Raw genomic sequence first — 25,514 nt, 5'->3', positions numbered from 1 at the left:
AGGGGATCGATGCTGACGGGTGGTCCCATCGCCGCGACCGAGGCGGTCCGCTTTCCCGGACCCATCCCCGACGCCACCGACGTCGCCGTCATCGGCGGCGGCATCGCCGGGATCGCGACGGCGCTGTATCTCGCCCGCGCGGGCGTCGCGGTCACGGTCTGCGAAAAGGGCCGCGTCGCCGCCGAACAGTCGTCGCGCAACTGGGGCTGGGTGCGCCAGCAGGGCCGCGACCTGGACGAACTGCCGATCATGATCGAGGCGCTGCGGCTCTGGGAAGGGCTGCAGCAGGAACTGGGCGAGGCCGCGGGGCTGCGCCGCACCGGCGTCACCTACCTTGCCCGGACCGAGGCCCAGTTGGCCGCCTACGAGGGCTGGCTGGTCCACGCGAAGGCGCACGGGCTCGACACGCGCCTGCTTTCGCGGGCGGAACTGGACCGCGTGCTGCCGAACGCCGCCGGGTGGCTCGGCGCGCTCACCACGCCGTCGGATGCGCGGGCCGAGCCGTGGACGGCGGTGCCCGCGATGGCCCGCCTCGCCGCCGACGCCGGCGCGGTGATCGTCGAGGACTGCGCGGTCCGCACGATCGAGACGGCCGCCGGCCGCGTCAGCGGCGTCGTGACCGAGAAGGGGACGATCCGCGCCCCGCTCGTGCTGCTGGCGGGCGGGGCGTGGTCGTCGCTTTTCGCAGGGAACGCCGGGCTGTCGATCCCGCAGCTGTCCTCGCGCGCGACGGTGGCCGCGACCGAGGCCATGCCCGACTTCTGGCCCAGCAACGCCGCCGACGACCGCTTCGCCTTCCGCAGGCGCGCGGATGGCGGCTACACCCTCGCCCCCGGCACCGTCAGCGACTTCTGGATCGGACCCGGTGCCTTCCGCCACGTCCGCAGCTTCGGCCGCCAGTTCCTGCGCGACGTGACCAACACCCGCCTGCACCCGTTCGCGCCCGCAGGGTTTCCCGACGCCTGGCGCACCCCGCGGCGCTGGCGCGCCGACGAGGAATCCCCGTTCGAACGGATGCGCGTGCTCGACCCGGCCCCGAACCTACGGCTGGTCGAAAAGCTGCAGCGCGACTTCGCCGCGACCTTCCCGAACCACGGCCGGCCGCGCATCAAACGCGCCTGGGCTGGCATGATCGACGCCACCCCCGATATCGTCCCCATCCTCGACGAGACGCCGATCCCCGGGTTCTTCGTCGCCACCGGACTGTCGGGCCACGGCTTCGGCATCGGCCCCGGCATCGGCCGCGTCATGGCCGACCTGATCCGCGGCCGGGACCCCGGGCACGACCTGACCCGCTTCCGCTTCGGCCGCTTCTCGGACGGCTCGCCGGTGACGCTCGGCCCCACCTTATGACTTGCGGCGCGGCGACGGCCGCGCGAACCTGCCGCCAGAACAGGAGACAATCATGCCCGTCAAGAACCGCATGGCCGAGTTGCTGCCCGAGATCACAGCCTGGCGCCGCGACTTCCACGAGAACCCGGAACTGCTCTACGAAGTCCACCGTACTGCCGGCAAGGTCGCCGAGCTGCTGCGGAGCTTCGGCGTGGACGAGGTGGTCGAGGGCGTCGGCCGCACCGGCGTGGTGGGCGTCATCAAGGGCCGCAGCGACAGCAGCGGCCGGGTGATCGGCCTGCGCGCCGACATGGACGCGCTGCCCATCAACGAGATCACGGGCGTCGACTACGCGTCCAAAACCCCCGGCGTCATGCACGCCTGCGGCCATGACGGCCACACCGCGATGCTGCTGGGCGCGGCCCGCTATCTCGCCGAGACGCGCAATTTCGACGGCACCGCGGTCGTGATCTTCCAGCCCGCCGAAGAAGGCGGCGCCGGCGGGCTCGCCATGGTCGAGGACGGGCTGGTGGACCGCTGGGGCATCCAGGAATTCTACGGGATGCACAACATGCCGGGCATCCCCACCGGCAGCTTCGCGATCCGCGAGGGCGCGATGATGGCGGCTGCCGACCAGTTCGACATCGTCGTCACTGGCAAGGGCGGGCACGCGGCAAAGCCCCACGATTGCATCGACACCACGCTGGTGTCGGCGCAGATCATCGTCGCGCTGCAGTCGATCGTGTCGCGCAACGTGGATCCGCTGAAGAACGCGGTCGTGTCGGTCTGCGTGGTGCAGACGGATTCCACCGCCCACAACGTCATCCCGCAGACGGTGAGGCTGAAGGGCACCGCCCGCAGCCTTGACGCAGGCGTGCGCGACCAGCTGGAAGCCGGGATCAGGCGCGTGTCCGAAAACATCGCCGCCGCCTTCGGCGCGACCGCCGACGTGGACTTCCGCCGCGGCTACCCGGTCACGGTGAACCACGCGGACGCGACGGAACACGCGGCGGCCGTCGCGCGCGAGGTCGCGGGCGACATCGACATGACCGTCGAGCCGATGATGGGCGGCGAGGACTTCAGCTACATGCTGGAACAGCGCCCCGGCGCCTATATCTTCGTGGGCAACGGCGACAGCGCCATGGTGCACCACCCGGCCTACAACTTCGACGACGACGCGATCCCCGCAGGGTCGAGCTGGTACGCCGGCATGGTCGAGGCGCGGATGCCCGCCGCCTGATCCGCCCCCTTGCCCAAGGGAACCCCGGCCTTTGCGCCGGGGTTCTTCGTCGGATCAGAAGGAGCGCGCGATGGCCGCGGATTTCCACAAGGGACAGCGGGTCAGCTGGAACAGCTCGGGCGGAACGGCGCACGGCAAGATCGTGCGCAAGATCACCTCGCGCATGAAGATCAAGGACCACGAGGTCGCCGCGTCCGAGGACGATCCGCAATGGCTGGTCGAGACGGACGAGGGCGCACAGGCCGCGCACAAGCCGGGCGCGCTGAAGGCGGAGTGATGGAGGCCGGTCAGACCGACCGCGTCAGTCCGCCATCCACCCGCAGGTTCTGCCCGGTGATGTAGCCGGCGCCGTCCGAAACAAGGAACGCGACCGTCGCCGCGATCTCGTCGGCGCGACCGTAGCGCCTCATGGGCACCGTATCGCGCCGCTCGTCGGTGGCGGGCAGGCTGTCGATCCAGCCCGGCAGGACGTTGTTCATCCGCACGTTCTGGCCCGCGTAAGTGTCGCAGAAGATCTTCGTGAAGCTCGCGAGCCCCGCCCGGAACACCGCCGAGGTCGGAAACATCGCCGAGGGCTCGAACGCCCAGGCGGTGGAGATGTTGACGATCGCGCCGCCGCCCGCGTCGGCCATGATCGGCGCGACCAGACGGACCGGGCGGATCACGTTCAGAAGGTAGACCTCCATCCCGCGGTGCCAGTCGTCGTCGCTGATGTCGAGGATCGCCGCGCGTGGCCCGTGCCCGGCAGAGTTCACCAGCGCGTCGATCCGGCCCCAGCGGTCCATCGCCGCGTCGACCAGCCGCGCAAGGTCATCCGGCGACTGGTTCGACCCGGTGACGCCAAGGCCGCCAAGCTCGGCCGCGAGCGCCTCGCCCTTGCCCGAGGACGACAGGATCGCGACCCTGTAGCCGTCGTCGGAAAGCCTGCGGGCCGCCGCCGCGCCCATGCCCGACCCGCCGGCGGTGATGATCGCAACCTTGTCGGACATGGCTTCCTCCTCAGAAATGGATCGCCCGCTTGTAGGCGTCCAGCACCGCCTCGTGCATCGCTTCGGACAGGGTCGGGTGGGCGAAGACCGTTTCCATCAGCTCGGCCTCGGTTGTCTCCAGCGTGCGGCCGATGACGTAACCCTGGATCAGCTCGGTCACCTCGGCGCCGACCATGTGCGCGCCCAGCAGTTCGCCGGTTTTCGCGTCGAACACCGTCTTGACCAGCCCCTCCGGCTCGCCGAGCGCGATCGCCTTGCCGTTGCCGATGAAGGGGAAGCGGCCGACGCGGACCTCGTGCCCGGCTTCCTTCGCGCGCGCCTCGGTCAACCCGACCGAGGCGACCTGCGGCTGGCAGTAGGTGCAGCCGGGGATCGAGTTCGGGCGGATCGGGTGCGGCTCGCCGCCCGCGACCAGCTCGGCCACCATGACGCCTTCGTGGCTGGCCTTGTGAGCAAGCCAGGGCGCGCCCGCGACGTCGCCGATGGCATATACGCCGTCGACGCCCGTGCGGCAGAGCTCGTCGACGACGATATGGGTGCGGTCGATCTTCAGCCCCGCCTCCTCGAACCCGCAATCCTCGACGTTGCCGACGATGCCCACGGCCGAGATGACGGTGTCGAACTCCTGCGTCTGGACCTTGCCGCCGACCTCGACATGGGCGGTGACCTTGTCCTTGGCGCGGTCGAGCTTCTTCACCGTCGCGCCTTCAAGGATCGTCATCCCCTGCTTGACGAACTGCTTCTTCGCGAAGGCCGAGATCTCCTCGTCCTCGACCGGCAGCACGCGGTCCATCACCTCGACCACGGTCGTTTCCGCGCCGAGCGTGTTGTAGAAGCTCGCGAACTCGATCCCGATCGCGCCCGAGCCGATGACGAGCAGCTTCTTCGGCATGTGCTTGGGGACCAGCGCCTCGCGGTAGGACCAGACGCGGTCGCCGTCCGCTTCCAGCCCCGGCAGGTTGCGGGCCCGGGCGCCGGTGGCGACGACGATCGCCCTGGCCGCGACCTCCTCGGTGCCCTTGTCGGTCGCGACCGAGATCCTGCCCGCGCCCGCCAGCTTCGCGGCGCCCTGGATGACCGTGACCTTGTTCTTCCTGAGAAGGTGCGAGACGCCGCCCGACAGCTGCTTGGCGACCCCGCGCGAGCGTTTCACGATCGCGTCGAGGTCGAAGCCGATCCCGTCCGCCTTCAGGCCGAAATCCTTCGCCCGTTCCATCAGGTGGAAGATCTCGGACGACCGCAGCATCGCCTTGGTCGGGATGCAGCCCCAGTTCAGGCAGATGCCGCCCAGCTCGGCCCGTTCGATCACGGCGACGTTCAGCCCCAGCTGCGCGCCGCGGATCGCGCAGACATAGCCGCCGGGCCCCGAGCCGATCACCACCATGTCGAAGTCCTTGGGCATCGCTGTCGTCCTTCCCTCTGTGTCGTGCGAAGTTTCGCAGCGTCACCCGGGATCGGCAAGCTTGACCTTGCCGGAAACCAGCGCGCCATAGCCGCCGGCGTCCAGCAGCGCCTGCTCTGCGGGCGTCGTTTCGCGGCCGAGCGCCGCGTTGCGCCACGGGAAGCGGCCGAAGGTGGCGATGGTGTCGCGGTGCAGCTGCGCGTGGATCAGGTTCTCGCCCGGCATCCGTTCGGCGAACAGCGCGACCGCGCGGTCCTGCAGGGCCAGGTCCTCGGCATGCTCGAACGGCATGTAGAAGAACTGCCGGGCAGGTTCGGGCGTGGCGAGGTCGTGGCCCGCGGCGATCGCGCTCTCGGCGATCGAGATGGCGAGCGGATCGGTCGCGAAGGACCGGCTGTCGCCGCGGAACATGTTGCGCGGGAACTGGTCGGTCAGGATCAGCGACGCGAGCGTCCCTTCGGGCGTGTCGGCCCACGCGCGGGTCAGTTGCCGCGCGTCCTGCCACGCGGACATGAAGCGCGCGCGGACCTGCTGGTCCAGCTCGTCGGACTGCTCGTACCAGCCCTTCGGGCCGACCTCGTCCAGCCAGAAGCGGTTGATCTCTTGCGGCGTCATGCGGAACTCCTCCTCCGGGTGGGTGGCGGGGTCGCCGGCCTGCGCCAGCGCGGTCTCGACGGCGAGCGTCGTCGCGGTCGGCGACAGCATCGCGAAGGCGCCGGTGTCGGCGACGGCGGGCGACGCGCGGCGCGTCATGCGCCACGCGGCATAGCCCGACAGCGCCAGCAGCAGCACGCCCATGTAGGCCCAGAACCCGTCCGGGCCCATCGCCGCCATGAGCCAGGCGGTGACGATCGGGCCGAAGAACGACCCGGCCCCGTTGATGAGCAGCAGGCCCGCCGAGCCGGCCGCCATGTCGGACGCGTCGAGGAAGTCGTTGGTATAGGCGATCAGCAGCGAATAGGTCGGGTTCGCGACCCCGCCCAGCAGGGCCGCGGCCAGCAGGTAGCCCCAGATCCCGACATCGAACGCGAAGACGACGATCGTGATGGCTGCGCCGAACATCGCCAGCGTCATGATCAGGACGCGGCGGTCGGTCCGGTCAGACAGCCAGCCGATCGGGTACTGGCAGGCCAGCCCGCCCAGCCAGATCGCCGCGACGAAGGCCGACACGTCGCGCACGTTCATCCCGATGACCGAGCCCCAGACCGGCGACATCCCCTGCAGCGCCGCGAAGACGCCCCCCATCAGGAAGATGCCGACGCATCCCAGCGGAGAGGCGCGGAACAGCTTCCTCATGCTCATCGGCGCGATCGTCTCGAACCGCGGCGCGGGGGTGGTCGCCAGCAGGATCGGCGTGAAGGCCAGGGACACGAGCACCGACGGCACCACGAACAGCATCCAGCCGCCGGGGTCGCCGAAGTTCATCAGGAACTGCGCGGTCACCAGCCCCGACATCTGGACGATCATGTAGGTGGACATGGTCAGGCCGCGGTTCTCGTTCGTGGCGCCGGCGTTGAGCCAGCTTTCCGCGACGATGTAGACGCCGCAGAAGCAGAACCCGATCAGGAAGCGCAGCAGCGCCCAGGCAAGCCAGTGGGGTGCCGCCGCGTACATGACCAGGACGGCCGAGATCATCGACGCGAGCGCCGCGAAGACGCGGACGTGGCCCACGCGCTGGATCAGCCCCGGCACGGTCCGGCTGCCGACCACGAAGCCGCCGAAATATCCCGCCATCACCAGCGCCATGAGGCTGGTCGGGATCCCCTCGATCCCGCCGCGCACGCCCAGGAGCGTCCCCTGCATGCCGTTCCCGACCATCAGCAGCAGGACGCCCAGCAGCAGCGGCCAGCTGGATCGGAAGACGGTCAGCATGCCCGGTCCGGGATCAGCAGCGAGGCGTCGCCGTAGCTGAAGAAGCGGTAGCCGCCCCGCACCGCGTGGGCATAGAGGCGGTCGATGCGGTCCTTGCCCATCAGCGCCGACACCAGCATCAGCAGGGTCGAGCGGGGCAGGTGGAAGTTGGTCATCAGCGCGTCGGTCACGCGGAAGTCATAGCCCGGATAGATGAAGATTTCCGTGACACCGTCATAGGGGCGGACGGTCCCGTCCCCGGCAGCCGCGCTTTCGATCAGCCGCAGCGCGGTGGTGCCCACGGCGATGACGCGGCGCCCCTCGGCCCGGGCGGCGTTGATCGCGCGGGCGGCGGCCTCGTCCACGATCCCGCGCTCGCCGTGCATGCGGTGGGTGGTCACGTCCTCGACCTTGACCGGCAGGAAGGTGCCCGCGCCGACGTGCAGCGTGACGGTCGCGAAGTTCACGCCCATGCCGCCCAGCCGGTCCAGCAGCGGCTGGTCGAAATGAAGGCTGGCGGTCGGGGCCGCGACGGCGCCCGATCGGCGCGCCCAGACGCTCTGGTAGTCGGTCCGGTCCTGGTCGTCGGGCGCGCGCAGCGCGGCGATGTAGGGCGGCAGCGGCATCGCGCCGACGCGGGCCAGCGCCTCGTCCAGCGCCGCGCCTTCCGCGTCGAAGCGCAGCGTCAGGTCGGTCTCGGCCATGCCGTCCACGACGGCCGACAGCGTGTCGCCGAAGCGCACCGTCTCGCCCGTCCGGAGCTTGCGGAGCGGCTTGGCGAGCGCGCGCCAGGCGCCGTCGGCCGTCGGCTCCAGCAGCGTGATCTCGACCTTCGCGGTGGCGTCGCCCTGCGGGGTCGCGCGGGTGCGGGTGCCGCTGAGACGCGCCGGGATCACGCGGGTGTCGTTCAGGACCAGCAGGTCGCCGGGCCGCAGGAAGCGCGGCAGGTCGGCGACCGTCGCGTCCTCGACCGCGTCGCCCTGCGCCACCAGCAGCCGGGCCGCCGTCCGCGGCCGCGCCGGGCGGGTGGCGATCAGCCCCTCGGGCAGGTCGAAGTCGAAATCGGACAGGCGCATGTCGGGGTTGTCGGCGCGGGCACCGGCAAGGTCAACCCTTGCGCGGTCAAGCCTGGTTTGCGGCGCGGGAACAGCCCTGCGCCGCGTCCGCCGCGAGCCAGCGTTGCGCCAGTTCCGGCAGCCCCGCGAAGTCGGGCAGCAGGTAGTCCGGCCCCAGCCGCTCGATCCCCGGCCCTTCGGGGCCAAAGCCCACCAGCGCCACCCTGACCCCGGCGGCACGGGCGGTCTTCACGTCCGTTTCCGTGTCGCCCACCAGGAACGACCGCGCCACCGTGCCGCCCGCGCGCAGCACCGCCTCGCGGTAGGCGACCGGATCGGGCTTCCTCACCGGCAGCGTGTCGGCCCCCACCAGCGCCGCGAAGCGGTCGCGGATCCCCAGCACCGACAGCAGCTTTTCCGCCAGCGCGCCCGGCTTGTTGGTGCAGATCGACAGGATCAGCCCCATGTCCTGCAACCGCGCCAGCGCGTCGTCCACGCCGTCGTAAAGCCGGGTGTGCCGGGCGATGTCGGCCTCGTAGAAGTCGAGCAGGCGCAGGAAGTCCACGTCCTCGGCGTCGTGCGGCAGGATCACGTCGCCGGGCATCCGCGCATAGCCCGCCCGCAGCATCGCCCGCCCGCCGTGGAACGCGATCCCCGCATCCGCGACCGGGTCCAGCAGCGCGCCAAGGCCCCGCGAGGAAAAGCAGCCGTTCGCCGCCGCCACGAGGTCGGCGGCCGTGTCCGCCAGCGTCCCGTCCAGGTCGAAGACCACCGTTCCCGTCATCGTCCGTAACCTTCCGTCAAAGCTTGTGAATGACCGGCCCTTGCCGCCGTGGCCGGTGGCTAGTTAGAACGCCCGCAGTGAAACCGGAACCGGGAAATGGCGGCATGACGGAACAGGCGACGGCCTTGGTGGTGCTTGCCGCGGGGCAGGGCAGCAGAATGCTTTCGGACCTGCCGAAGGTCCTGCACCGGCTGGGCGGCGTGCCGCTGGTCGGGCACGCGCTTGCCGCGGGCCGGACGCTGGACCCCGAGCGGGTGATCGTCGTGGCGGGCCACGGCGCGGACGCGGTGACGAAGGCGGTCGGCAAGCTCGACCCCGACGCGCAGGTGGCATTGCAGGAACAGCAGCTCGGCACCGGCCACGCGGTCGCGCAGGCGCTGCCGCTGCTGGACGGGTTCGACGGCAAGGTGGTCGTGCTTTACGGCGACACGCCCTTCATCGGCGCGGATACGCTGGCGGCGCTGGCGTCCCACAGCGCCGACGTGGTCGTTCTGGGGTTCGAGGCGGCCGACCCGGGCCGCTACGGGCGCCTTGTCGTGCGGAACGGCGCGCTGGACCGGATCGTCGAGTTCAAGGACGCCGACGAGGCCACGCGGCGGATCGCGCTCTGCAACTCGGGCGTGATGGCCGCCGACGCGGGGCTGCTGCGCGACCTCGTGGGCCGGCTGGGCAACGACAACGCGGCCGGCGAGTATTACCTGACGGACGTGGTGGGCCTTGCCCGCGCCGACGGCCGCAGCGCCGCCGTCGTCACCTGCGACGAGGCCGAGACGCTCGGCATCAACACCCGAGCCGAGCTTGCCTCCGCCGAGGCGCAGTTCCAGGCCCGCGCCCGCGCGGCTGCGCTGGACAGCGGCGTCACCATGTCCGACCCGGCCACGGTCTGGTTCGCGCTGGACACCGTGATCGGCCGCGACGCGATCATCGGCCAGAACGTCGTCTTCGGCCCCGGCGTCACGATCGAGAGCGGGGCCGAGATCCTGCCCTTCTGCCATCTCGAGGGCTGTCACGTCTCCTCGGGCGCGACGGTCGGGCCGTTCGCGCGGCTGCGGCCGGGGGCGGAGCTTGGCGGCGACGTGCACGTGGGGAACTTCGTGGAAATCAAGAACACCGTCCTCGACGAGGGGGTGAAGGTCGGGCACCTGACCTATCTGGGCGACGCGCATGTGGGCGAGCGCACGAACATCGGCGCGGGCACCGTGACCTGCAACTACGACGGCGTCGGCAAGCACCGGACCGAGATCGGCGCGGACGCCTTCATCGGGTCCGACACGATGCTGGTCGCGCCGGTTCGGGTGGGGGCAAGGGCGCTGACCGGTTCGGGGTCGGTCATCACCGAGGACGTGCCGGACGACGCGCTGGCGATCGGCCGCGCGCGGCAGGTGGTGAAGCCGGGGCTGGCTGTGCGGATGATGCAGGCGCTGCGCGCGGCCAGGGCGCGCGGGGCGGATGGGAACGGGACCCGCGTAGCGGATGGGGACGGGACCCGCGAAGCGGGCAGGGACGGAATCCGCGAAGCGGACAGGGCCGCGGCGTCGGTCGGAAAGGACGGCTGAGATGTGCGGCATCGTTGGGATCCTGGGCAGCCATCAGGCCGGCCCGCAACTGGTCGAGGCGCTGCGGCGGCTTGAATATCGCGGCTATGACAGCGCAGGCATCGCCACCATCGACGACGACGGCGCGCTGGACCGCCGGCGCGAGGTCGGCAAGCTCGTGAACCTGTCCGACGCGCTGGTGCTGGACCCGCTCGAGGGACGCAGCGGGATCGGCCACACCCGCTGGGCGACCCACGGCGCGGCGACGCAGACCAACGCCCACCCGCATCGCTACGGCCCCGTCGCCGTCGTCCACAACGGCATCATCGAGAACTTCCGCGAGCTTCGCGCCGAACTCGCCCGCGACGGCATCGTGCCCGAAACCCAGACCGACACCGAAACGGTCGCGCAGCTGACGGGTCACCTGATGGGCCAGGGCATGTCGCCGGTCGAGGCGGTGCGGGCCACGCTGGAGCGCCTGCACGGCGCCTTCGCGCTCGCCTTCCTGTTCGAGGGGCAGGGCGATCTGATGATCGGCGCGCGCAAGGGCTCGCCCCTGGCGGTGGGGCACGGCTCGGGCGAGATGTTCCTTGGGTCCGACGCCATCGCCCTTGCGCCCTTCACCGACCGCGTGACCTATCTCGAGGACGGCGACCACGTCGTCCTGACCCGCGCCGGGGCGGAGATCTTCGATGCCGAGGGGCGGCCCGCCAACCGCGCCGTCGCGCGCATCGACGTGGGCTCGACCGCGATCGACAAGGCCGGGCACCGCCACTTCATGGCCAAGGAGATCGCGCAGCAGCCGGTCGTCCTGGGCGACGCGTTGGGCCACTATATCAAGGACGGCCGCATCGTCCTGCCGGAATCGCTCGATTTCTCGCAGGTGGACCGGCTGACGCTGGTCGGGTGCGGCACCGCCCATCTCGCCGCCAGCGTCGCGAAATACTGGTTCGAGCGGCTGGCCGGCCTGCCGTGCGAGGTCGATATCGCGTCCGAGTTCCGCTATCGCGAGCCGCCGCTTTCGCCCCGGAGCTGGGCCATGTTCGTCAGCCAGTCGGGCGAGACGGCGGACACGCTGGCCGCGCTGCACTATTGCCGCGACAAGGTGGCCAGAACCGTGGGCGTCGTGAACGTCGGCACCTCGGCCATCGCGCGGGAATCCGACATCGCGCTGCCGATCCTCGCGGGGATCGAGGTCGGGGTCGCGTCGACCAAGGCCTTCACCTGCCAGCTTGCCGTGCTGGCGGTGCTGGCGCTGAAGGCGGCGCATGATCGCGGCCGGCTGGACGACGCTGGCCTTGCGGCGCAGGTCGCGGACCTCCTTGCGGTGCCCGGCCTCGTCAGCCAGGCGGTCGCGTCCGGGGACGACTGCCGCCGGATCGCCTCGTGGCTGGCCGAGGCGCAGGACGTGCTGTTCCTGGGCCGGGGCGCGATGTACCCCATCGCGCTCGAGGGCGCGCTGAAGCTGAAGGAAATCAGCTACATCCACGCCGAAGGCTATGCGTCGGGCGAGCTGAAGCACGGGCCGATCGCGCTGATCGACCGCAACGTCCCCGTGATCGTGCTGGCCCCGACCGACCCGCTGTTCGAAAAGACCGTGTCGAACATGCAGGAGGTGATGGCCCGCCACGGGCAGGTGCTTCTTGTATCCGACGCGGCCGGGATCGAGGCGGCGGGCGAGGGCGTCCACGCCACGCTGACCATGCCGGCCGGGGGCGGGGTGTTCGCGCCCATCGTCTATGCCGTGCCGATGCAGTACCTCGCCTACTACACGGCGGTCGCCAAGGGCACCGACGTGGACCAGCCCCGCAACCTCGCGAAGTCGGTCACGGTCGAGTAGCGTTCCTGGCGGTCGCCTGAAACCTGCATCTGCACACACGTGTCAGGCAACTTTCCTGCGGCTGCGTGGTTGATGCGGCATGGACGACAGCAAGAACGACAACAGCATCATCGACGACCTGCACGACGCGGACGTGGATCTGGCCCTGAACGCGGGCCAGCTGCGCCACACCACCTTCATGTCGGTCGCCGGAACGGTAAGCGAGATCGCGGACCAGCCGCCCGCCTTCACGCTGGCGACCGCCGCCATGATCGGCGGGCTCGTGACGGGGCGGCCGCGTCTGGCCCGGACGGCGGCGCGCGTGCTCGCGTCCCTGGCGGTCGCGACGTGGATCAAGGCCACGATCAAGTCGAAGGTCGTGCGGACCCGCCCCCACAAGCTTCTGGACGAGGGTCACTACGAGACCGGGCTGGATGGCCCCGACGAGGGGCCCTACAACTCCTTCCCGTCCGGCCACACGGCGAACGCCGTGGCGGCGGCGCGGGCGATCGCGCGCACGGCGCCGGATGCGCGGGCGCCGCTTTACCTGGGCGCGGCGGCGCTGGGGGCGGTGCAGGTGCCCCGTGGCAGCCACTTCGCCGCCGACGTGGTCGCGGGCGCCGTGGTGGGGCTGGTGTCCGAGGCGCTGGTCGATGCGGCCTTCAAGGCGTTCGTGCCCGACGACGACGACGATGACGACTGAACGCGGCCGCAGGCGCGTAGCTAGGGGAAAAGGGGCGCGGCGGCGCCCCTTTTCATGCCGCGGCGCGCGTCAGGTCCGCCACACCTCGATCGTCGGCAGGTCCGTCAGGCTGGCGCCCAGGGCCTGCAACGCGGGCAGCGAGACCTGGCTGCCGCCCGAGGCGGGCCCGCCCAGCGGGATCAGGTCGACATTCGTCGACTTGCCCGTGGCCGGGTTCACGATCCGCCCCTTGCCGGGCGCGGTCACGAGCGGCGTCTTGATCCACAGCCCCGCCTGCGATGCGTCGCCCAGCGACGCGACCGTGGTGCCGATGCGGCCGGCGGCCGCGGGCGCGGCCTTGGCCCCTGCGCCGGTTCCGGGCGGGGTCGCGATCACGACGGCCGCGCCGTCGGCGGTGGGGGCGGCGGTCACGGTCGTGCCGCCCGGGGTGGTGGCCGAGGTGACGACCGGCTCGGCCGACTTCATCGGCGGCATGTCGCAGGCCGCGACGGCGAGGACGGGCAGGACGAGGCTCAGGCGGGACATCTTCATGGCGGGATCCTTCTTGGCGATGACATTCAAGGCGGGGCGCTTTGACGCGAGGCGCTTCAAGGCCCTGTTCCCCTTGCGTGACACGCGGGGACCGTTCCGTCCATCCGCGACCTTCACGCGGCCCGCCGCTTGTGCCGTGCGGGCCACGGTCCTATCTTGACCGGCATGAACGCGCCGTCGCACCCGCCGTCTTTCGCGCCGTCCGGCGCCGCGCCGCTGATCGACCCGTTCGCGCGGGCCATCACCTACCTGCGCGTGTCCGTCACCGACCGCTGCGACTTTCGCTGCACCTACTGCATGGCCGAGCACATGCAGTTCCTGCCCAAGGCCGACCTGCTGACGCTAGAGGAGCTGGAGCGGCTGAGCCACAGCTTCATCGACCTCGGCGTCAGGAAGCTGCGGATCACCGGGGGCGAGCCGCTGGTCCGGCGCAACATCATGTCGTTCTTCCGCGCCATGTCGGAACGGCTGGGAAGCGGTCTGGACGAGCTGACGCTGACCACCAACGGCAGCCAGCTTGCCCGCTTCGCGGACGAGCTGGCCGGAATCGGCGTGCGGCGGATCAACGTCTCGCTGGACACGCTGGACCCCGACAGGTTCGCGGCGATCACCCGGTGGGGCCGGCTGCCGCAGGTGCTGGACGGGATCCGGGCCGCCGCCGCCGCGGGCATCCGCGTCAAGATCAACACCGTCGCACTGAAGGGCTTCAACGAGGACGAGCTGTTCCCGCTGCTCGACTGGTGCGCGGATCAGGGCCACGACCTGACGTTCATCGAGGTCATGCCGATGGGCGACATCGGCGGCGAGGACCGGCTGGACCAGTACTGGCCGCTGAGCGACCTGCGCGCGCGGCTGGCCGAACGCCTGACCCTGACCCCGCTGGCCGAGCGGACCGGCGGCCCCGCCCGCTATGTCCGGGTCGAGGAGACGGGGCAGAAGATCGGCTTCATCACGCCGCTGACGCACAATTTCTGCGAAAGCTGCAACCGGGTCCGCGTGACCTGCACTGGCGAGCTGTTCATGTGCCTGGGGCAGGAGGACCGCGCCGACCTGCGCGCGGCGCTGCGGGCGAGCGACGACGAGGCGCTGCTGCAGTCCGCAATCCGCGAGGCGATCGCGCGCAAGCCCAAGGGCCACGACTTCGACTATTCGCGCGGCGTCGGCGGCAAGGTGTCGCGGAACATGAGCCACACGGGCGGCTGACCTGCCGTTCAGGCCGCCGCGCCGTCGTAGTGAAATGACTCAAGCGCGCGGGGATCGACCCCGTCCAGGCAGTTGACGTTGATCGCCACGATCGCCTCGCCGTCCTTTTCCCCCAGCGAATAGGGCTGGATCCCGCAGGTCGGGCAGAAGCGGTGCGAGATGACGTGCCCGGCGAAGCGGTATTCCGTCGTCGGCCCGTCCGCCGTCAGCATGAAGTCGGCCGCCGGCACCATCGCCAGGACCGAGCCGAGCCGCCGGCAGCGCGAGCAGTTGCAGGTCACGGTCTGATCCAGGTCCGCCTCGACCTGGAAGGCGATGGCGCCGCACTGGCAGCTGCCGGTATAGGGTCGCTTGGTCATGGTGTCCTCCGCCTGTCGGGCAAGGCCAGCGTGGCACGTTTCGCCCCGCCTGAGAAGTTCCTTGTTCGTTCCAGTTCGAGGTTGCCTTTCGGACGCGGCTGCCTATCTCATGCGCTTGTCCAGCGAAGGTCGACCCATGGAACAGAAGTTCATCGAGATCCGCGGTGCGCGGGAACACAACCTCAAGGGTGTCGACATGGACATCCCGCGCGATTCGCTGGTCGTGATCACGGGTCTGTCGGGGTCGGGGAAGTCGTCGCTCGCCTTCGACACGGTCTATGCCGAAGGGCAGCGGCGCTATGTCGAAAGCCTGTCGGCCTACGCGCGCCAGTTCCTCGACATGATGGGCAAGCCCGACGTCGAACACATCAGCGGCCTGTCGCCCGCGATCTCGATCGAGCAGAAGACGACCTCGAAGAACCCGCGCTCGACGGTGGGCACCGCGACCGAGATCTACGACTACCTGCGCCTTCTCTTCGCGCGCGCGGGCACGCCGTTCTCGCCCGCGACCGGCCTGCCGATCGAGGCGCAGCAGGTGCAGGACATGGTGGACCGGGTGATGGAGATGGCGGAGGGGTCGCGCGCCTACCTGCTCGCCCCCATCGTCCGCGACCGCAAGGGCGCCTATGAAAAGGAGCTGCTCGACCTACGCAAGCGCGGCTTCCAGCGAGTCAAGATCGACGGCGCGTTCCACGAACTCGACACCCCGCCGGCGCTCGACAAGAAGCTGCGCCACGACATCGACGTAGTGGTGGACCGCATCGTCGTCCGCGAAGGGCTGGAAACGCGGCTTGCGGACAGCTTCCGCACCGCCCTGAACCTCGCCGACGGCATCGCGATCATCGAGACCGCCCCGGTTGAGGGCGAGGGCGAGCCCGAGCGCATCACCTTCAGCGAGAAGTTCGCCTGCCCGGTCAGCGGCTTCACCCTGCCCGAGATCGAGCCGCGTCTGTTTTCCTTCAACGCGCCGATGGGCGCCTGCCCCGCCTGCGACGGGCTGGGGGTCGAGCTGTTCATCGACGACCGGCTGGTGGTCCCGGACGAGGGGCTGTCGCTGGCGCAGGGCGCGCTCGCGCCGTGGGCCAAGTCGAAATCGGCCTACATTACCCAGACGATCAACGCGCTGGCCACGCACTACGGATTCGACCGCCGGACACCCTGGCGCGACCTGCCCGAGAACGTGCGCGAGATGTTCCTGCGCGGCTCCGGGTCCGAGGAGATCCGCTTCCGCTTCGACGAATCCGGCCGCGTCTACGAGGTCACGCGCAGCTTCGAAGGCGTGATCCCCAACATCGAGCGCCGCATGCGCGAGACCGACAGCAACTGGGTCCGCGAGGAGTTCGAGCGTTACCAGAACAACCGCCCCTGCCATGTCTGCAACGGCTACCGCCTGAAGCCCGAGGCGCTGGCGGTCCGGATCGCCGGCTTCCACATCGGCCAGCTGACCGGACTGTCGATCCGCGAGGCGCTGGCTTGGGTCAACGCCGCGCCCGCGCACCTGTCCCGGCAGAAGATGGAGATCGCGACCCCGATCCTGAAGGAGATCCGCGAGCGGCTGGGCTTTCTCGTCAACGTCGGGCTGGACTACCTGACACTCGCGCGGGCCGCGGGGACGCTGTCGGGCGGGGAAAGCCAGCGGATCAGGCTTGCGAGCCAGATCGGATCGGGGCTGACGGGCGTGCTGTACGTGCTGGACGAGCCGTCGATCGGGCTGCACCAGCGCGACAACGACCGGCTGCTGGACACGCTCAAGGGCCTGCGCGACGCGGGCAACAGCGTGCTGGTCGTGGAACACGACGAAGATGCGATCCGCCACGCCGACTACGTCTTCGACATGGGGCCGGGGGCGGGCGTCCACGGCGGCACGGTCGTGGCCGAAGGAACGCCCGAGCAGATCGAGGCGAACCCCGCCAGCCTGACCGGCCAGTACCTGTCGGGCGCGAAGCGGATCGACCTGCCGGCCGAGCGCCGGGCGGGCAACGGCAAGGCCGTGACGATCGAGGGGGCGACGGGCAACAACCTCAAGAACGTGACGGTTGACTATCCGCTGGGCAAGTTCGTCTGCGTCACCGGCGTGTCGGGCGGCGGCAAGTCCACCCTGACCATCGAGACGCTGTTCAAGACCGCCTCGATGCGGCTGAACGGCGCGCGCCAGACGCCGGCACCCGCGCGCGCGGTGAAGGGGCTGGAACATCTCGACAAGGTCATCGACATCGACCAGCGCCCGATCGGCCGCACGCCCCGGTCGAACCCCGCGACCTACACCGGCGCCTACACCCACATCCGCGACTGGTTCGCGCGGCTGCCCGAATCCAAGGCCCGCGGCTACGGGCCCGGGCGGTTCAGCTTCAACGTCAAGGGCGGCCGCTGCGAGGCGTGCCAGGGCGACGGCGTCATCAAGATCGAGATGCACTTCCTCCCCGACGTCTACGTCACCTGCGAGACCTGCCACGGCAAGCGCTACAACCGCGAGACGCTGGAGGTGGAGTTCAAGGGCCACTCCATCGCCGACGTGCTGGACATGACCATCGAGGACGCGCAGGAGTTCTTCAGGGCGGTGCCTTCGATCCGGTCCAAGATGGACGCGCTGGTGCAGGTCGGGCTGGGATACGTCAAGGTCGGGCAGCAGGCGACGACCCTGTCGGGGGGCGAGGCTCAGCGGGTCAAGCTCGCCAAGGAACTCAGCCGCGCGTCGACGGGAAAGACGCTCTACATCCTCGACGAGCCGACGACGGGGCTGCACTTCGACGACACGCGCAAGCTGCTGGAGGTGCTGCACAGCCTTGTCGACCAGGGCAACACGGTGGTGGTGATCGAGCACAACCTAGACGTCATCAAGACCGCCGACTGGATCATCGACATCGGCCCCGAGGGCGGCGACGGCGGCGGCCGGATCGTGGCCGAGGGCACGCCCGAGGCGGTCGCGCAGGTGGCCGGAAGCCACACCGCGACGTATCTGGCGCCGATGCTGCGCGGCCGCGAGGTTCCCGCGCCGGTCGCGCTGCCGAAGGCCGGCGCCCGCCGCAGGAAGGCCGTCGCGTGACGATGCGGTTCCCTCGCAGCCCCGACCGCAAGGGGCGCGCGTGGGGCCCGTCCGGCGGAAAGCCCGCCGAGATCTGGGAACGCTTCTCGCCCGATTACGAGGCGCAGGCCGAGCGGATGGCCCGCGCCATCGAGGCGCGCGGCCTGACCGCGCGGTTGGGCGGCGCGGGCAGCGAGGACGGCGAATATCTCGCGGCGCTGCGGGACGGCGAACTGGTCATGCTGCAGCATCTGGAAGACCCGGCGGAGGCGCGCAGGCTGGCGGCGCTGGACGACGCCGCGCTGGAGGCGATGCTGGACGAACGCCTGCCCGGCGCCGGACGACTGCGCCACAGCTGATCGAGACGCCGCGCGGCCGGGTCGCGGGGGCGGACGACGCGCGGGCTTCGATCGTGATGTCAAGCCGCGCACCCCGCGCCATCTCCGAGCCGGCAGGGCAGGGGGCGATCCCGCCTGGCGAGGCAAAGGGCGGGGATCGCGGCCCTCGTCGCTGATATTTATCAAGCCGCCGGCGACGGGCCGCCAGCGAAGGGCCCCGGCCCGCATTCTCCGACCCGGGCCCACGCCCAGCGTCGGCTACTGGAGAGGGGCCGCGACGTGGCGGCGCGGCGTCCGCGCCGCGCCCGCAAACATTCCGGGTCGCATTGACCAAGGTGCGCCACGGGGCTACATGACGCTCTGCCAAGCCACCTGCGGCACTTGCCGCCGCGTCGTCCAGGGGAGCCGCTGCGTGGACTATCTTCTGTCCGAATATCTGCCGATTCTGGTGTTCCTCGGGATGGCGTCCGCGCTGGTGATCCTCCTCGTGGTCGCCGCGGCCGTGATCGCCGTCCGCAACCCCGACCCCGAGAAGGTCAGCGCCTATGAGTGCGGCTTCAACGCGTTCGACGACGCGCGGATGAAGTTCGACGTGCGGTTCTACCTCGTGTCGATCCTGTTCATCATCTTCGATCTCGAAGTGGCGTTCCTGTTCCCGTGGGCGGTCAGCTTCGTCAGCCTCAGCGAGGTCGCGTTCTGGTCCATGATGGTGTTCCTGGCCGTTCTGACGGTGGGCTTCGCCTATGAATGGCGGAAAGGGGCGCTGGAATGGGCTTGATGGACAAGGCCGGCCCCGCGCATGCCGGGGCGGGCACGATCGCCAACCCCGCGCATCACGGCGCGCACCCGACCGGCGTGCAGTCGGGGCTGATCCGGCCCGACGCCGGGTTCCAGACCGGCGCGAACACCGCAGGCGCCGACCGCGACGTGGCCACGCGCGAGCTGAACCGCGAACTGCAGGACAAGGGCTTCCTGCTGACCACGACCGAGGACATCATCAACTGGGCCCGCAACGGCAGCCTGCACTGGATGACCTTCGGGCTGGCCTGCTGCGCGGTCGAGATGATGCAGACCTCGATGCCGCGCTATGACGTGGAGCGCTTCGGGACGGCGCCCCGCGCCTCGCCCCGGCAGTCGGACCTGATGATCGTCGCGGGCACGCTGACCAACAAGATGGCCCCCGCGCTGCGCAAGGTCTACGACCAGATGCCCGAGCCGCGCTACGTGATCTCGATGGGATCCTGCGCGAACGGCGGCGGCTACTATCATTATTCCTATTCCGTCGTGCGCGGCTGCGACCGGATCGTGCCGGTGGACATCTACGTCCCGGGCTGTCCGCCCACGGCCGAGGCGCTGCTGTACGGCATCCTGCAGTTGCAGCGCCGGATCCGCCGTACCGGCACGCTGGTGAGGTAAGCCATGGCCGTCTATCCCGATCCCGCGGCGCTGGCCGAGCTGGGCAGCATGATCGCCCATCGCCGGCAGAACGACGTGCTGTCGCACAAGGTCGAGTTCGAGGAGCTGACGCTGAACGTCAACGCCGGCGGCATCGCGGGGCTGGTCGAGTTCCTTCGGACCGAGCCCACCTGCCGGTTCAGCACGCTGGTCGACATCACCGCGATCGACCACCCGAACCGACCGGCGCGCTTCGACGTCGTTTGGCAACTGCTGTCCATGTACACCAACCAGCGTATCCGCATCAAAGCCGCGGTGCGCGAGGATGACCTGGTCCCGTCGCTGACCCGTATCCACCCCTGCGCCGACTGGTTCGAGCGCGAGGTGTTCGACATGTTCGGGATCATGTTCTCGGGCCACCCGGACCTGCGCCGCATCCTCACCGACTACGGTTTTCAGGGATATCCGCTGCGCAAGGACTTTCCCACCACCGGCTATGTCGAGGTGCGGTGGAGCGATACCGAGAAGCGCGTCGTCTACGAACCCGTCAGCCTGACGCAGGAATACCGGCAGTTCGATTTCCTGTCGCCGTGGGAAGGCGCGAAATACGTGCTGCCCGGCGACGAAAAGGCGCCCGCGACCATCGGCGTCACCGCAGAAGGCAAGAAGTGATGGACGGCGACATCCGCACGAACGTCTATGACGACGGCAGCGTCGACACGCTGACCGGCGAGCAGCGCATCCGCAACTTCAACATCAACTTCGGCCCCCAGCACCCGGCCGCGCACGGCGTGCTGCGGATGGTGATCGAGCTCGACGGCGAGATCGTCGAACGCTGCGATCCGCATATCGGCCTGCTGCACCGCGGCACCGAGAAGCTGATGGAGAGCCGGACCTACCTGCAGAACCTGCCGTATCTCGACCGGCTCGACTACGTGTCGCCGATGAACCAGGAACACGCCTGGTGTCTCGCGATCGAGAAGCTGGCCGGGGTGCAGATCCCGCGCCGCGCCAGCCTGATCCGGGTGCTGTATTCCGAGATAGGCCGGGTCCTGAACCACCTGCTGACGCTGACCACGGGCGCGCTGGACGTGGGCGCGCTGACGCCGCCGCTCTGGGGCTTCGAGCAGCGCGAGCAGCTGATGGTGTTCTACGAGCGCGCGTCGGGCGCCCGCCTGCACGCGGCGTATTTCCGCCCCGGCGGCGTCCACCAGGACCTTCCGCCGAAGCTTCTGGACGACATCGACGACTGGGCGATCCAGTTTCCCAGGACGATCCGCGATCTCGACACGCTGATCACCGAGAACCGCATCTTCAAGCAGCGGACGGTGGACATCGGCATCGTCAAGGAACAGGACGTGCTGGAGCGGGGCTTTTCCGGCGTGATGGCGCGCGGCTCGGGCCTCGCCTGGGACCTGCGCCGCTCGCAGCCCTACGAATGCTATGACGAGTTCGAGTTCGACGTTCCCGTCGGCACCAATGGCGACTGCTACGACCGCTACCTGTGCCGGATGGAGGAGATGCGGCAGTCCACCCGCATCATCCGCGACTGCGTCGCCAGGCTGAAGGCCGAGCCCGCGGGCGAGGTGCTGGCGCGCGGCAAGCTGACGCCGCCTAGGCGCGCCGACATGAAGCGCGACATGGAAAGCCTGATCCACCACTTCAAGCTCTACACCGAAGGCTTCAAGGTCCCGGCGGGCGAGGTCTATGCCGCGGTCGAGGCGCCCAAGGGCGAGTTCGGCGTCTACATGGTCAGCGACGGCACCAACAAGCCGTACCGGGCCAAGCTGCGCGCGCCGGGCTTCCTGCACCTGCAGGCGATGGACTGGATGGCGCGCGGCCACCTTCTTGCCGACGTGACCGCGCTGATCGCGACCACGGACATCGTGTTCGGCGAGGTGGACCGGTGAACGCTGCCACGACATACGTTTCCGGAGTGCCCGCCTGATGCTGCGCCGCCTGTCCCCCGTCCAGCCCGAGTCGTTCGAGTTCCTGCCGCAGAACCTCGCATGGGCGCGCGCGCAGATGACGAAGTTCCCCGAGGGGCGCCAGCAGTCGGCGGTGATCCCGCTCCTGTGGCGCGCGCAGGAACAGGAAGGCTGGCTGTCGCGCCCGGCGATCGAGTACGTCGCCGACATGCTCGGCATGGCCTATATCCGGGTGCTGGAAGTCGCCACCTTCTACTTCATGTTCCAGCTGCAACCCGTTGGCCGGATTGCCAACATCCAGATCTGCGGCACTACGACCTGCATGATCTGCGGCGCGGGCGAGCTGATCGAGGTCTGCCGCCAGCGGATCGCGCCGACCCCGCACACCGTGTCGGCGGACGGCAACTTCTCGTGGGAAGAGGTCGAGTGCCTGGGCGCCTGTTCCAACGCGCCGATGGCCCAGATCGGCAAGGACTACTACGAGGACCTGACCGCCGCGAAGCTGTCGGCGCTGCTCGACGCACTCGCCGCGGGGCAGCTGCCGGTGCCGGGCCCCCAGAACGGCCGCTTCTCGTCCGAGCCGCTGGGCGGCCCGGTCGCGCTTGCGGCGGCGAAGGGCGGCGAGAGCGACAACGCCTCGGTCGCGCTGGCGCTGAAGCTGCGCGACACGGTCAAGCGGATCGACGGGACCGAGGTGCCGATCCTCAGCCCCTGGCAGCGCCGCCCGGCGGAAGCCGAAGGCCATGGCGAGACCGACCCGCGGCCGTCCGCCGGCCGGCCGGCCGACGAGACCGGCGTGACCGAGCAGGAAGCGCCCGGCACGTCGGCGGCACGGCCGATTTCCAAGCGCGAGCCGGCGGGGCAGCCCGCCGACGCCAAGGACACGGAGTAAGGATCCATGCAACCAAGCGTCTGCAAGCGGAACTGCTGGATGGCCGGGGCGGTCATCGGGCTGATCGTGCTGCTGTTCGGCCTTCCCGGCATGGGCGCGGCGGCCGCCGTGGTCGTCGGCGTGGTCGCGGCGCTCTTTGCCGGCGGGTTGCTGCAGTGGCTGCTGTGCAGCGGCCATTCCGAAGACAGCGCGGGCGACCGCGACCGCAACGAGGCGATCGAGGGGCGCGACATCGGCATGGACCGCCATGCCGATCCCGGACCCGAAGGCACCGTCATCACCGGGTCGGGGTCCGAGGAACGGACAGTCGCGCCGCTGGGCAGGCTCGCGCCGCCCTCGGGCATCATCGCGGGCGCCGCGCGCACCATGTCCGAGGGCGCGGTGCTGGCGTCGGCACGCAACGGCCAGGCGCCGACATTCGGCAACGTGCCCGCGGCCGACCTCGCGCAGCAGTCGGCCGGCGCGGCACCCCTTGCAGAGCCCGCGCCGCTGGCGCAGGACAGCCCGCTCGAGGATACGCGCTCGGTCATGGCCGTGCCGTCACAGTCTGAGCATCACGACATGCCGGGCGAGGCCGTCCCGGTCGCCGAACCCGGCGGTGCGCAGGACGAGCTGCCGCCCAACGGCCCGTCCGAGCGGCTGGCGGCACAGCGGGACGATGACGCAGGGCACTCCGCGCGCCTGCGCGGCGGCAAGATCCGCGTGACCGGCGGCGAGGGCGGCGGAAGTGGAAGTGGCGGCGGCAACATCGACGGCGGCTCCTCCGGAGGGAACGCCGTTTGAACGGCCACCCGCCCCGGGACGACAGCGGCCAGATGCGGCTGGTCGGCGCGGTGATCGCGCTCACCATGCTCGCCTGGCTCGCGGTGAACTGGGCCGGGCGGCGATATGGCTGGCCCGTGGAATACGCTTTCCTCGCCGATCTGGCGGCGATGGGGGCGCTGGTCTGGTCGCTGCTGGTGACCTGGCGGATCTGGCGGCGCCGCGACGGCGGCGGCCTGCCGCGCAAACGATAGGACGACGACGCGAATGCTGAGCGATCAGGACCGGATCTTCACCAACCTCTACGGCATGGCCGACCGTTCGCTGCGCGGGGCGCGGGCGCGCGGCCACTGGGACGGGACCGCCGAGCTGATTGCGCGCGGGCGCGACGGCATCATCGACGAGATGAAGAAGTCGGGCCTGCGCGGGCGCGGCGGGGCAGGCTTCCCGACCGGCATGAAGTGGTCCTTCATGCCCAAGGAAAGCGACGGCCGCCCGTCCTACCTCGTCATCAACGCCGACGAATCCGAGCCCGCGACCTGCAAGGACCGCGAGATCATGCGCCACGATCCGCACACGCTGATCGAAGGCGCGCTGATTGCGTCCTTCGCGATGGGGGCGCACGCGGCCTACATCTACATCCGGGGCGAATACATCCGCGAACGCGAGGCGCTGCAGGCCGCGATCGACGAATGCTACGACGCGGGCCTTCTGGGCGCGAACGCGGCGAAATCGGGCTGGGACTTCGACCTGTACCTGCATCACGGCGCGGGCGCCTATATCTGCGGCGAGGAAACCGCGCTGCTGGAAAGCCTGGAAGGCAAGAAGGGGATGCCGCGCATGAAGCCGCCGTTCCCGGCCGGCGCGGGGCTTTACGGCTGCCCGACCACCGTGAACAATGTTGAATCGATCGCCGTCGTCCCCACCATCCTGCGCCGCGGGGCCGAGTGGTTCGCGAGCTTCGGCCGCCCCAACAACGCGGGCGTGAAGCTGTTCGGCCTGACCGGGCACGTCAACACCCCCTGCGTGGTCGAGGAAGCCATGTCGATCCCGATGCGCGAGCTGATCGAGAAGCACGGGGGCGGCATCCGCGGCGGGTGGAAGAACCTCAAGGCGATCATCCCCGGCGGCGCGTCCTGCCCGATCCTGCCCGCGCATCTGTGCGAGGACGCGATCATGGACTTCGACGGCATGCGCGAGTTGAAGTCCAGCTTCGGCACCGCCTGCATGATCGTCATGGACCAGTCGGTCGACGTGGTGAAGGCGGTGTGGCGCCTGTCGGCGTTCTTCAAGCACGAAAGCTGCGGCCAGTGCACGCCCTGCCGCGAGGGCACCGGCTGGATGATGCGCGTCATGGACCGCCTCGTCCGCGGCGAGGCGGAGGTCGAGGAAATCGACATGTTGCTGGACGTGACCAAACAGGTCGAGGGCCACACCATCTGCGCCCTCGGCGACGCCGCCGCCTGGCCGATCCAGGGCCTGATCCGGCACTACCGCGAGGAGATCGAGGACCGGATCAAGGCCAAGCGCACCGGGCGCATGGGCGCGATGGCCGCGGAATAATCGATGACGGGCCGGATCCTCCCCCTCGACGAGCAGACCGGCGGAGGTCTCGCGGCTCACGCGGGCCTGACCGTCTCGTGTGCGGCAGGCCGGCGCGAGAATCCCTATGTTGCAGGCATCTGCAACGAGGACACGCCATGACCACCACACGAAAGACCCTTGCCGCCCTGAGGACCGCCGTGGCGGCCGCCGTGATGACCGTGGGGGCGCTCGCCGCCACCGCCTTCGCGCTCGAGCCGCTATCCAGCGAGCGCTACATCAACGACCGCCTGATCGCCGCGCGGATCGCCGACCAGATCCGGCGCAACTGCCCCAGCATCGAGGGGCGGATCATCTTCGCGTTCCAGCAGGCCCGCGCGCTCGAGCGGTATGCGCTCGACAAGGGCTACAGCAAGCAGCAGATCGACAGCTTCCTCGACAGCAAGCCCGACCGGCAGCGCATCTACGCCGTGGCCGAGGACTACATGGCCTCGAAGGGCGTGCAGAAGGGCGATGCGGGCAGCTACTGCACGCTCGGCCGGGCCGAGATCGCGGCGAACAGCGTTACCGGCTCGCTTCTGGTGGCGAAATGAAGCGGGTGGTGCGCTGGGTGGGGATCGCCATCACGGCCGCCGCCGCGGCGACGATGCTGCTGGCGGACGCCGTGCTCGCGAAGGCCGCAGCCACGGCCCTTGCGCCGCCCGCGGCGGTGGCGCAGACCGCGACACGGACCACAATGCAACAGCCCGAGTCGGCATTCGCGATCCCCGTCGAAACGGGCGCGTCGACCGGGTATAAGGACGGCAGGCCCGGGTCCCCGTGACCCGAGGCA

26 protein-coding genes are annotated in these 25,514 nt (G+C 70.0%); 19 read left to right on the top strand and 7 right to left on the bottom strand.

Translation table 11 applies throughout. From position 1 onward, the window contains the following. The first annotated feature begins 9 nt into the window (after positions 1–9). The 3 genes from ELI80_RS07035 to ELI80_RS07025 all read left to right on the top strand — a co-directional run bounded on the left by ELI80_RS07035 (position 10) and on the right by ELI80_RS07025 (position 2,849). A complete protein-coding gene (locus ELI80_RS07035; RefSeq protein WP_136650405.1) occupies positions 10–1,353 on the top strand; it encodes an NAD(P)/FAD-dependent oxidoreductase in 1,344 nt (447 codons plus the stop codon). Positions 1,354–1,405: 52 nt separating this feature from the next. Next, the gene (locus ELI80_RS07030; protein ID WP_136650404.1) at positions 1,406–2,572 is read left to right on the top strand and encodes a M20 aminoacylase family protein; all 1,167 of its coding nucleotides are present in this window, start codon (positions 1,406–1,408) and stop codon (positions 2,570–2,572) included. Positions 2,573–2,642: 70 nt separating this feature from the next. Then, positions 2,643–2,849, top strand: coding sequence for a hypervirulence associated TUDOR domain-containing protein (locus tag ELI80_RS07025; protein ID WP_136650403.1), 207 nt, complete (start codon positions 2,643–2,645; stop codon positions 2,847–2,849). 10 nt (positions 2,850–2,859) lie between these two features. On the opposite strand, the gene ELI80_RS07020 is transcribed toward ELI80_RS07025, so the two are convergent. The 5 genes from ELI80_RS07020 to ELI80_RS07000 are packed head-to-tail and all read right to left on the bottom strand — an operon-like array spanning position 2,860 to position 8,653. After that, a complete protein-coding gene (locus tag ELI80_RS07020; RefSeq protein ID WP_136650402.1) occupies positions 2,860–3,561 on the bottom strand; it encodes an SDR family oxidoreductase in 702 nt (233 codons plus the stop codon). Positions 3,562–3,571: 10 nt separating this feature from the next. Then, positions 3,572–4,963 (bottom strand): dihydrolipoyl dehydrogenase, encoded by a 1,392-nt coding sequence (gene lpdA, locus ELI80_RS07015; RefSeq protein WP_136650401.1) that lies wholly within the window; start codon positions 4,961–4,963, stop codon positions 3,572–3,574. Positions 4,964–5,005: 42 nt separating this feature from the next. Further along, a complete protein-coding gene (locus ELI80_RS07010; protein WP_161596434.1) occupies positions 5,006–6,835 on the bottom strand; it encodes a DUF924 family protein in 1,830 nt (609 codons plus the stop codon). Then, the gene (gene queA, locus ELI80_RS07005; protein WP_136650400.1) at positions 6,829–7,890 is read right to left on the bottom strand and encodes a tRNA preQ1(34) S-adenosylmethionine ribosyltransferase-isomerase QueA; all 1,062 of its coding nucleotides are present in this window, start codon (positions 7,888–7,890) and stop codon (positions 6,829–6,831) included. Before queA ends, ELI80_RS07010 begins: the two co-directional genes overlap by 7 nt. A 46-nt stretch (positions 7,891–7,936) precedes the next feature. Continuing rightward, on the bottom strand, positions 7,937–8,653 hold the full coding sequence (locus ELI80_RS07000) for an HAD-IA family hydrolase (protein WP_136650399.1): 717 nt from the start codon (positions 8,651–8,653) through the stop codon (positions 7,937–7,939). Between the two features lie 104 nt (positions 8,654–8,757). On the opposite strand from ELI80_RS07000, the gene glmU reads away from it, so the two are divergent. The 3 genes from glmU (at position 8,758) to ELI80_RS06985 (ending at position 12,710) form a co-directional block, all read left to right on the top strand. After that, a complete protein-coding gene (gene glmU / locus ELI80_RS06995; RefSeq protein ID WP_136650753.1) occupies positions 8,758–10,209 on the top strand; it encodes a bifunctional UDP-N-acetylglucosamine diphosphorylase/glucosamine-1-phosphate N-acetyltransferase GlmU in 1,452 nt (483 codons plus the stop codon). Between the two features lies 1 nt (position 10,210). Next, entirely contained in the window at positions 10,211–12,028 is a 1,818-nt protein-coding gene (gene glmS, locus ELI80_RS06990) for a glutamine--fructose-6-phosphate transaminase (isomerizing) (RefSeq protein ID WP_136650398.1), read from the top strand. Between the two features lie 79 nt (positions 12,029–12,107). Next, a complete protein-coding gene (locus ELI80_RS06985; protein WP_136650397.1) occupies positions 12,108–12,710 on the top strand; it encodes a phosphatase PAP2 family protein in 603 nt (200 codons plus the stop codon). 69 nt (positions 12,711–12,779) lie between these two features. Here the strand turns inward: ELI80_RS06985 and ELI80_RS06980 are convergent, their stop codons facing one another. Next, positions 12,780–13,241 (bottom strand): hypothetical protein, encoded by a 462-nt coding sequence (locus ELI80_RS06980; RefSeq protein ID WP_328592240.1) that lies wholly within the window; start codon positions 13,239–13,241, stop codon positions 12,780–12,782. Between the two features lie 165 nt (positions 13,242–13,406). Here ELI80_RS06980 and moaA point away from each other — a divergent pair, with 165 nt between their 5' ends. Next, positions 13,407–14,444: a GTP 3',8-cyclase MoaA gene (gene moaA / locus ELI80_RS06975; protein ID WP_136650751.1), complete on the top strand. Its 1,038-nt coding sequence runs from the start codon at positions 13,407–13,409 to the stop codon at positions 14,442–14,444. Between the two features lie 8 nt (positions 14,445–14,452). Here the strand turns inward: moaA and ELI80_RS06970 are convergent, their stop codons facing one another. After that, positions 14,453–14,803: a GFA family protein gene (locus ELI80_RS06970; protein WP_136650396.1), complete on the bottom strand. Its 351-nt coding sequence runs from the start codon at positions 14,801–14,803 to the stop codon at positions 14,453–14,455. A gap of 136 nt (positions 14,804–14,939) precedes the next feature. Here ELI80_RS06970 and uvrA point away from each other — a divergent pair, with 136 nt between their 5' ends. The 12 genes from uvrA (at position 14,940) to ELI80_RS06910 (ending at position 25,505) form a co-directional block, all read left to right on the top strand. After that, positions 14,940–17,846 carry an excinuclease ABC subunit UvrA gene (gene uvrA / locus ELI80_RS06965; protein WP_136650395.1) on the top strand — a complete coding sequence of 969 codons (2,907 nt, stop codon included), beginning with the start codon at positions 14,940–14,942 and terminating at the stop codon, positions 17,844–17,846. After that, positions 17,843–18,184 carry a hypothetical protein gene (locus ELI80_RS06960; RefSeq protein ID WP_136650394.1) on the top strand — a complete coding sequence of 114 codons (342 nt, stop codon included), beginning with the start codon at positions 17,843–17,845 and terminating at the stop codon, positions 18,182–18,184. The genes uvrA and ELI80_RS06960 overlap by 4 nt, the downstream gene beginning before the upstream one ends. A 391-nt stretch (positions 18,185–18,575) precedes the next feature. Then, positions 18,576–18,941, top strand: coding sequence for an NADH-quinone oxidoreductase subunit A (locus tag ELI80_RS06955; RefSeq protein WP_136650393.1), 366 nt, complete (start codon positions 18,576–18,578; stop codon positions 18,939–18,941). Beyond that, positions 18,932–19,579, top strand: a complete 648-nt coding sequence (locus tag ELI80_RS06950; RefSeq protein WP_328592239.1) for a NuoB/complex I 20 kDa subunit family protein — start codon at positions 18,932–18,934, stop codon at positions 19,577–19,579. The genes ELI80_RS06955 and ELI80_RS06950 overlap by 10 nt, the downstream gene beginning before the upstream one ends. A gap of 3 nt (positions 19,580–19,582) precedes the next feature. Continuing rightward, positions 19,583–20,230 carry an NADH-quinone oxidoreductase subunit C gene (locus tag ELI80_RS06945; RefSeq protein ID WP_136650392.1) on the top strand — a complete coding sequence of 216 codons (648 nt, stop codon included), beginning with the start codon at positions 19,583–19,585 and terminating at the stop codon, positions 20,228–20,230. After that, entirely contained in the window at positions 20,230–21,468 is a 1,239-nt protein-coding gene (locus ELI80_RS06940; protein ID WP_136650391.1) for an NADH-quinone oxidoreductase subunit D, read from the top strand. The genes ELI80_RS06945 and ELI80_RS06940 overlap by 1 nt, the downstream gene beginning before the upstream one ends. Before the next feature lie 37 nt (positions 21,469–21,505). Continuing rightward, the gene (nuoE, locus tag ELI80_RS06935; protein WP_136650390.1) at positions 21,506–22,378 is read left to right on the top strand and encodes an NADH-quinone oxidoreductase subunit NuoE; all 873 of its coding nucleotides are present in this window, start codon (positions 21,506–21,508) and stop codon (positions 22,376–22,378) included. A gap of 6 nt (positions 22,379–22,384) precedes the next feature. Next, positions 22,385–23,161 (top strand): hypothetical protein, encoded by a 777-nt coding sequence (locus ELI80_RS06930; protein WP_136650389.1) that lies wholly within the window; start codon positions 22,385–22,387, stop codon positions 23,159–23,161. Next, a complete protein-coding gene (locus ELI80_RS06925) occupies positions 23,158–23,394 on the top strand; it encodes a DUF5337 domain-containing protein (protein WP_236641372.1) in 237 nt (78 codons plus the stop codon). Before ELI80_RS06930 ends, ELI80_RS06925 begins: the two co-directional genes overlap by 4 nt. A 13-nt stretch (positions 23,395–23,407) precedes the next feature. Next, positions 23,408–24,703: an NADH-quinone oxidoreductase subunit NuoF gene (gene nuoF, locus ELI80_RS06920; protein ID WP_136650388.1), complete on the top strand. Its 1,296-nt coding sequence runs from the start codon at positions 23,408–23,410 to the stop codon at positions 24,701–24,703. A 137-nt stretch (positions 24,704–24,840) separates the two neighbouring features. Beyond that, on the top strand, positions 24,841–25,275 hold the full coding sequence (locus tag ELI80_RS06915; protein WP_236641371.1) for a DUF5333 domain-containing protein: 435 nt from the start codon (positions 24,841–24,843) through the stop codon (positions 25,273–25,275). Next, positions 25,272–25,505, top strand: coding sequence for a hypothetical protein (locus ELI80_RS06910; RefSeq protein WP_143803205.1), 234 nt, complete (start codon positions 25,272–25,274; stop codon positions 25,503–25,505). The genes ELI80_RS06915 and ELI80_RS06910 overlap by 4 nt, the downstream gene beginning before the upstream one ends. Positions 25,506–25,514 lie beyond the last annotated feature (9 nt).

It is taken from the genome of Paracoccus aeridis (genome assembly GCF_004923205.2).
In the GTDB taxonomy this organism is placed as follows: Bacteria; Pseudomonadota; Alphaproteobacteria; order Rhodobacterales; family Rhodobacteraceae; genus Paracoccus; species Paracoccus aeridis.
This window is presented reverse-complemented; position numbering and strand designations above follow the sequence as displayed.

What these genes read in the sequence shown, in the direction of transcription:
- ELI80_RS07035 (WP_136650405.1), top strand. Translation starts at nt 10, where the DNA reads ATGCTGACGGGTGGTCCCATCGCCGCGACCGAGGCGGTCCGCTTTCCC.
- ELI80_RS07030 (WP_136650404.1), top strand. Translation starts at nt 1,406, where the DNA reads ATGCCCGTCAAGAACCGCATGGCCGAGTTGCTGCCCGAGATCACAGCC.
- ELI80_RS07025 (WP_136650403.1), top strand. Translation starts at nt 2,643, where the DNA reads ATGGCCGCGGATTTCCACAAGGGACAGCGGGTCAGCTGGAACAGCTCG.
- ELI80_RS07020 (WP_136650402.1), bottom strand. Translation starts at nt 3,561, where the DNA reads ATGTCCGACAAGGTTGCGATCATCACCGCCGGCGGGTCGGGCATGGGC.
- lpdA (WP_136650401.1), bottom strand. Translation starts at nt 4,963, where the DNA reads ATGCCCAAGGACTTCGACATGGTGGTGATCGGCTCGGGGCCCGGCGGC.
- ELI80_RS07010 (WP_161596434.1), bottom strand. Translation starts at nt 6,835, where the DNA reads ATGCTGACCGTCTTCCGATCCAGCTGGCCGCTGCTGCTGGGCGTCCTG.
- queA (WP_136650400.1), bottom strand. Translation starts at nt 7,890, where the DNA reads ATGCGCCTGTCCGATTTCGACTTCGACCTGCCCGAGGGGCTGATCGCC.
- ELI80_RS07000 (WP_136650399.1), bottom strand. Translation starts at nt 8,653, where the DNA reads ATGACGGGAACGGTGGTCTTCGACCTGGACGGGACGCTGGCGGACACG.
- glmU (WP_136650753.1), top strand. Translation starts at nt 8,758, where the DNA reads ATGACGGAACAGGCGACGGCCTTGGTGGTGCTTGCCGCGGGGCAGGGC.
- glmS (WP_136650398.1), top strand. Translation starts at nt 10,211, where the DNA reads ATGTGCGGCATCGTTGGGATCCTGGGCAGCCATCAGGCCGGCCCGCAA.
- ELI80_RS06985 (WP_136650397.1), top strand. Translation starts at nt 12,108, where the DNA reads ATGGACGACAGCAAGAACGACAACAGCATCATCGACGACCTGCACGAC.
- ELI80_RS06980 (WP_328592240.1), bottom strand. Translation starts at nt 13,241, where the DNA reads ATGAAGATGTCCCGCCTGAGCCTCGTCCTGCCCGTCCTCGCCGTCGCG.
- moaA (WP_136650751.1), top strand. Translation starts at nt 13,407, where the DNA reads ATGAACGCGCCGTCGCACCCGCCGTCTTTCGCGCCGTCCGGCGCCGCG.
- ELI80_RS06970 (WP_136650396.1), bottom strand. Translation starts at nt 14,803, where the DNA reads ATGACCAAGCGACCCTATACCGGCAGCTGCCAGTGCGGCGCCATCGCC.
- uvrA (WP_136650395.1), top strand. Translation starts at nt 14,940, where the DNA reads ATGGAACAGAAGTTCATCGAGATCCGCGGTGCGCGGGAACACAACCTC.
- ELI80_RS06950 (WP_328592239.1), top strand. Translation starts at nt 18,932, where the DNA reads ATGGGCTTGATGGACAAGGCCGGCCCCGCGCATGCCGGGGCGGGCACG.
- ELI80_RS06945 (WP_136650392.1), top strand. Translation starts at nt 19,583, where the DNA reads ATGGCCGTCTATCCCGATCCCGCGGCGCTGGCCGAGCTGGGCAGCATG.
- ELI80_RS06940 (WP_136650391.1), top strand. Translation starts at nt 20,230, where the DNA reads ATGGACGGCGACATCCGCACGAACGTCTATGACGACGGCAGCGTCGAC.
- nuoE (WP_136650390.1), top strand. Translation starts at nt 21,506, where the DNA reads ATGCTGCGCCGCCTGTCCCCCGTCCAGCCCGAGTCGTTCGAGTTCCTG.
- ELI80_RS06930 (WP_136650389.1), top strand. Translation starts at nt 22,385, where the DNA reads ATGCAACCAAGCGTCTGCAAGCGGAACTGCTGGATGGCCGGGGCGGTC.
- nuoF (WP_136650388.1), top strand. Translation starts at nt 23,408, where the DNA reads ATGCTGAGCGATCAGGACCGGATCTTCACCAACCTCTACGGCATGGCC.
- ELI80_RS06915 (WP_236641371.1), top strand. Translation starts at nt 24,841, where the DNA reads ATGACCACCACACGAAAGACCCTTGCCGCCCTGAGGACCGCCGTGGCG.
- ELI80_RS06910 (WP_143803205.1), top strand. Translation starts at nt 25,272, where the DNA reads ATGAAGCGGGTGGTGCGCTGGGTGGGGATCGCCATCACGGCCGCCGCC.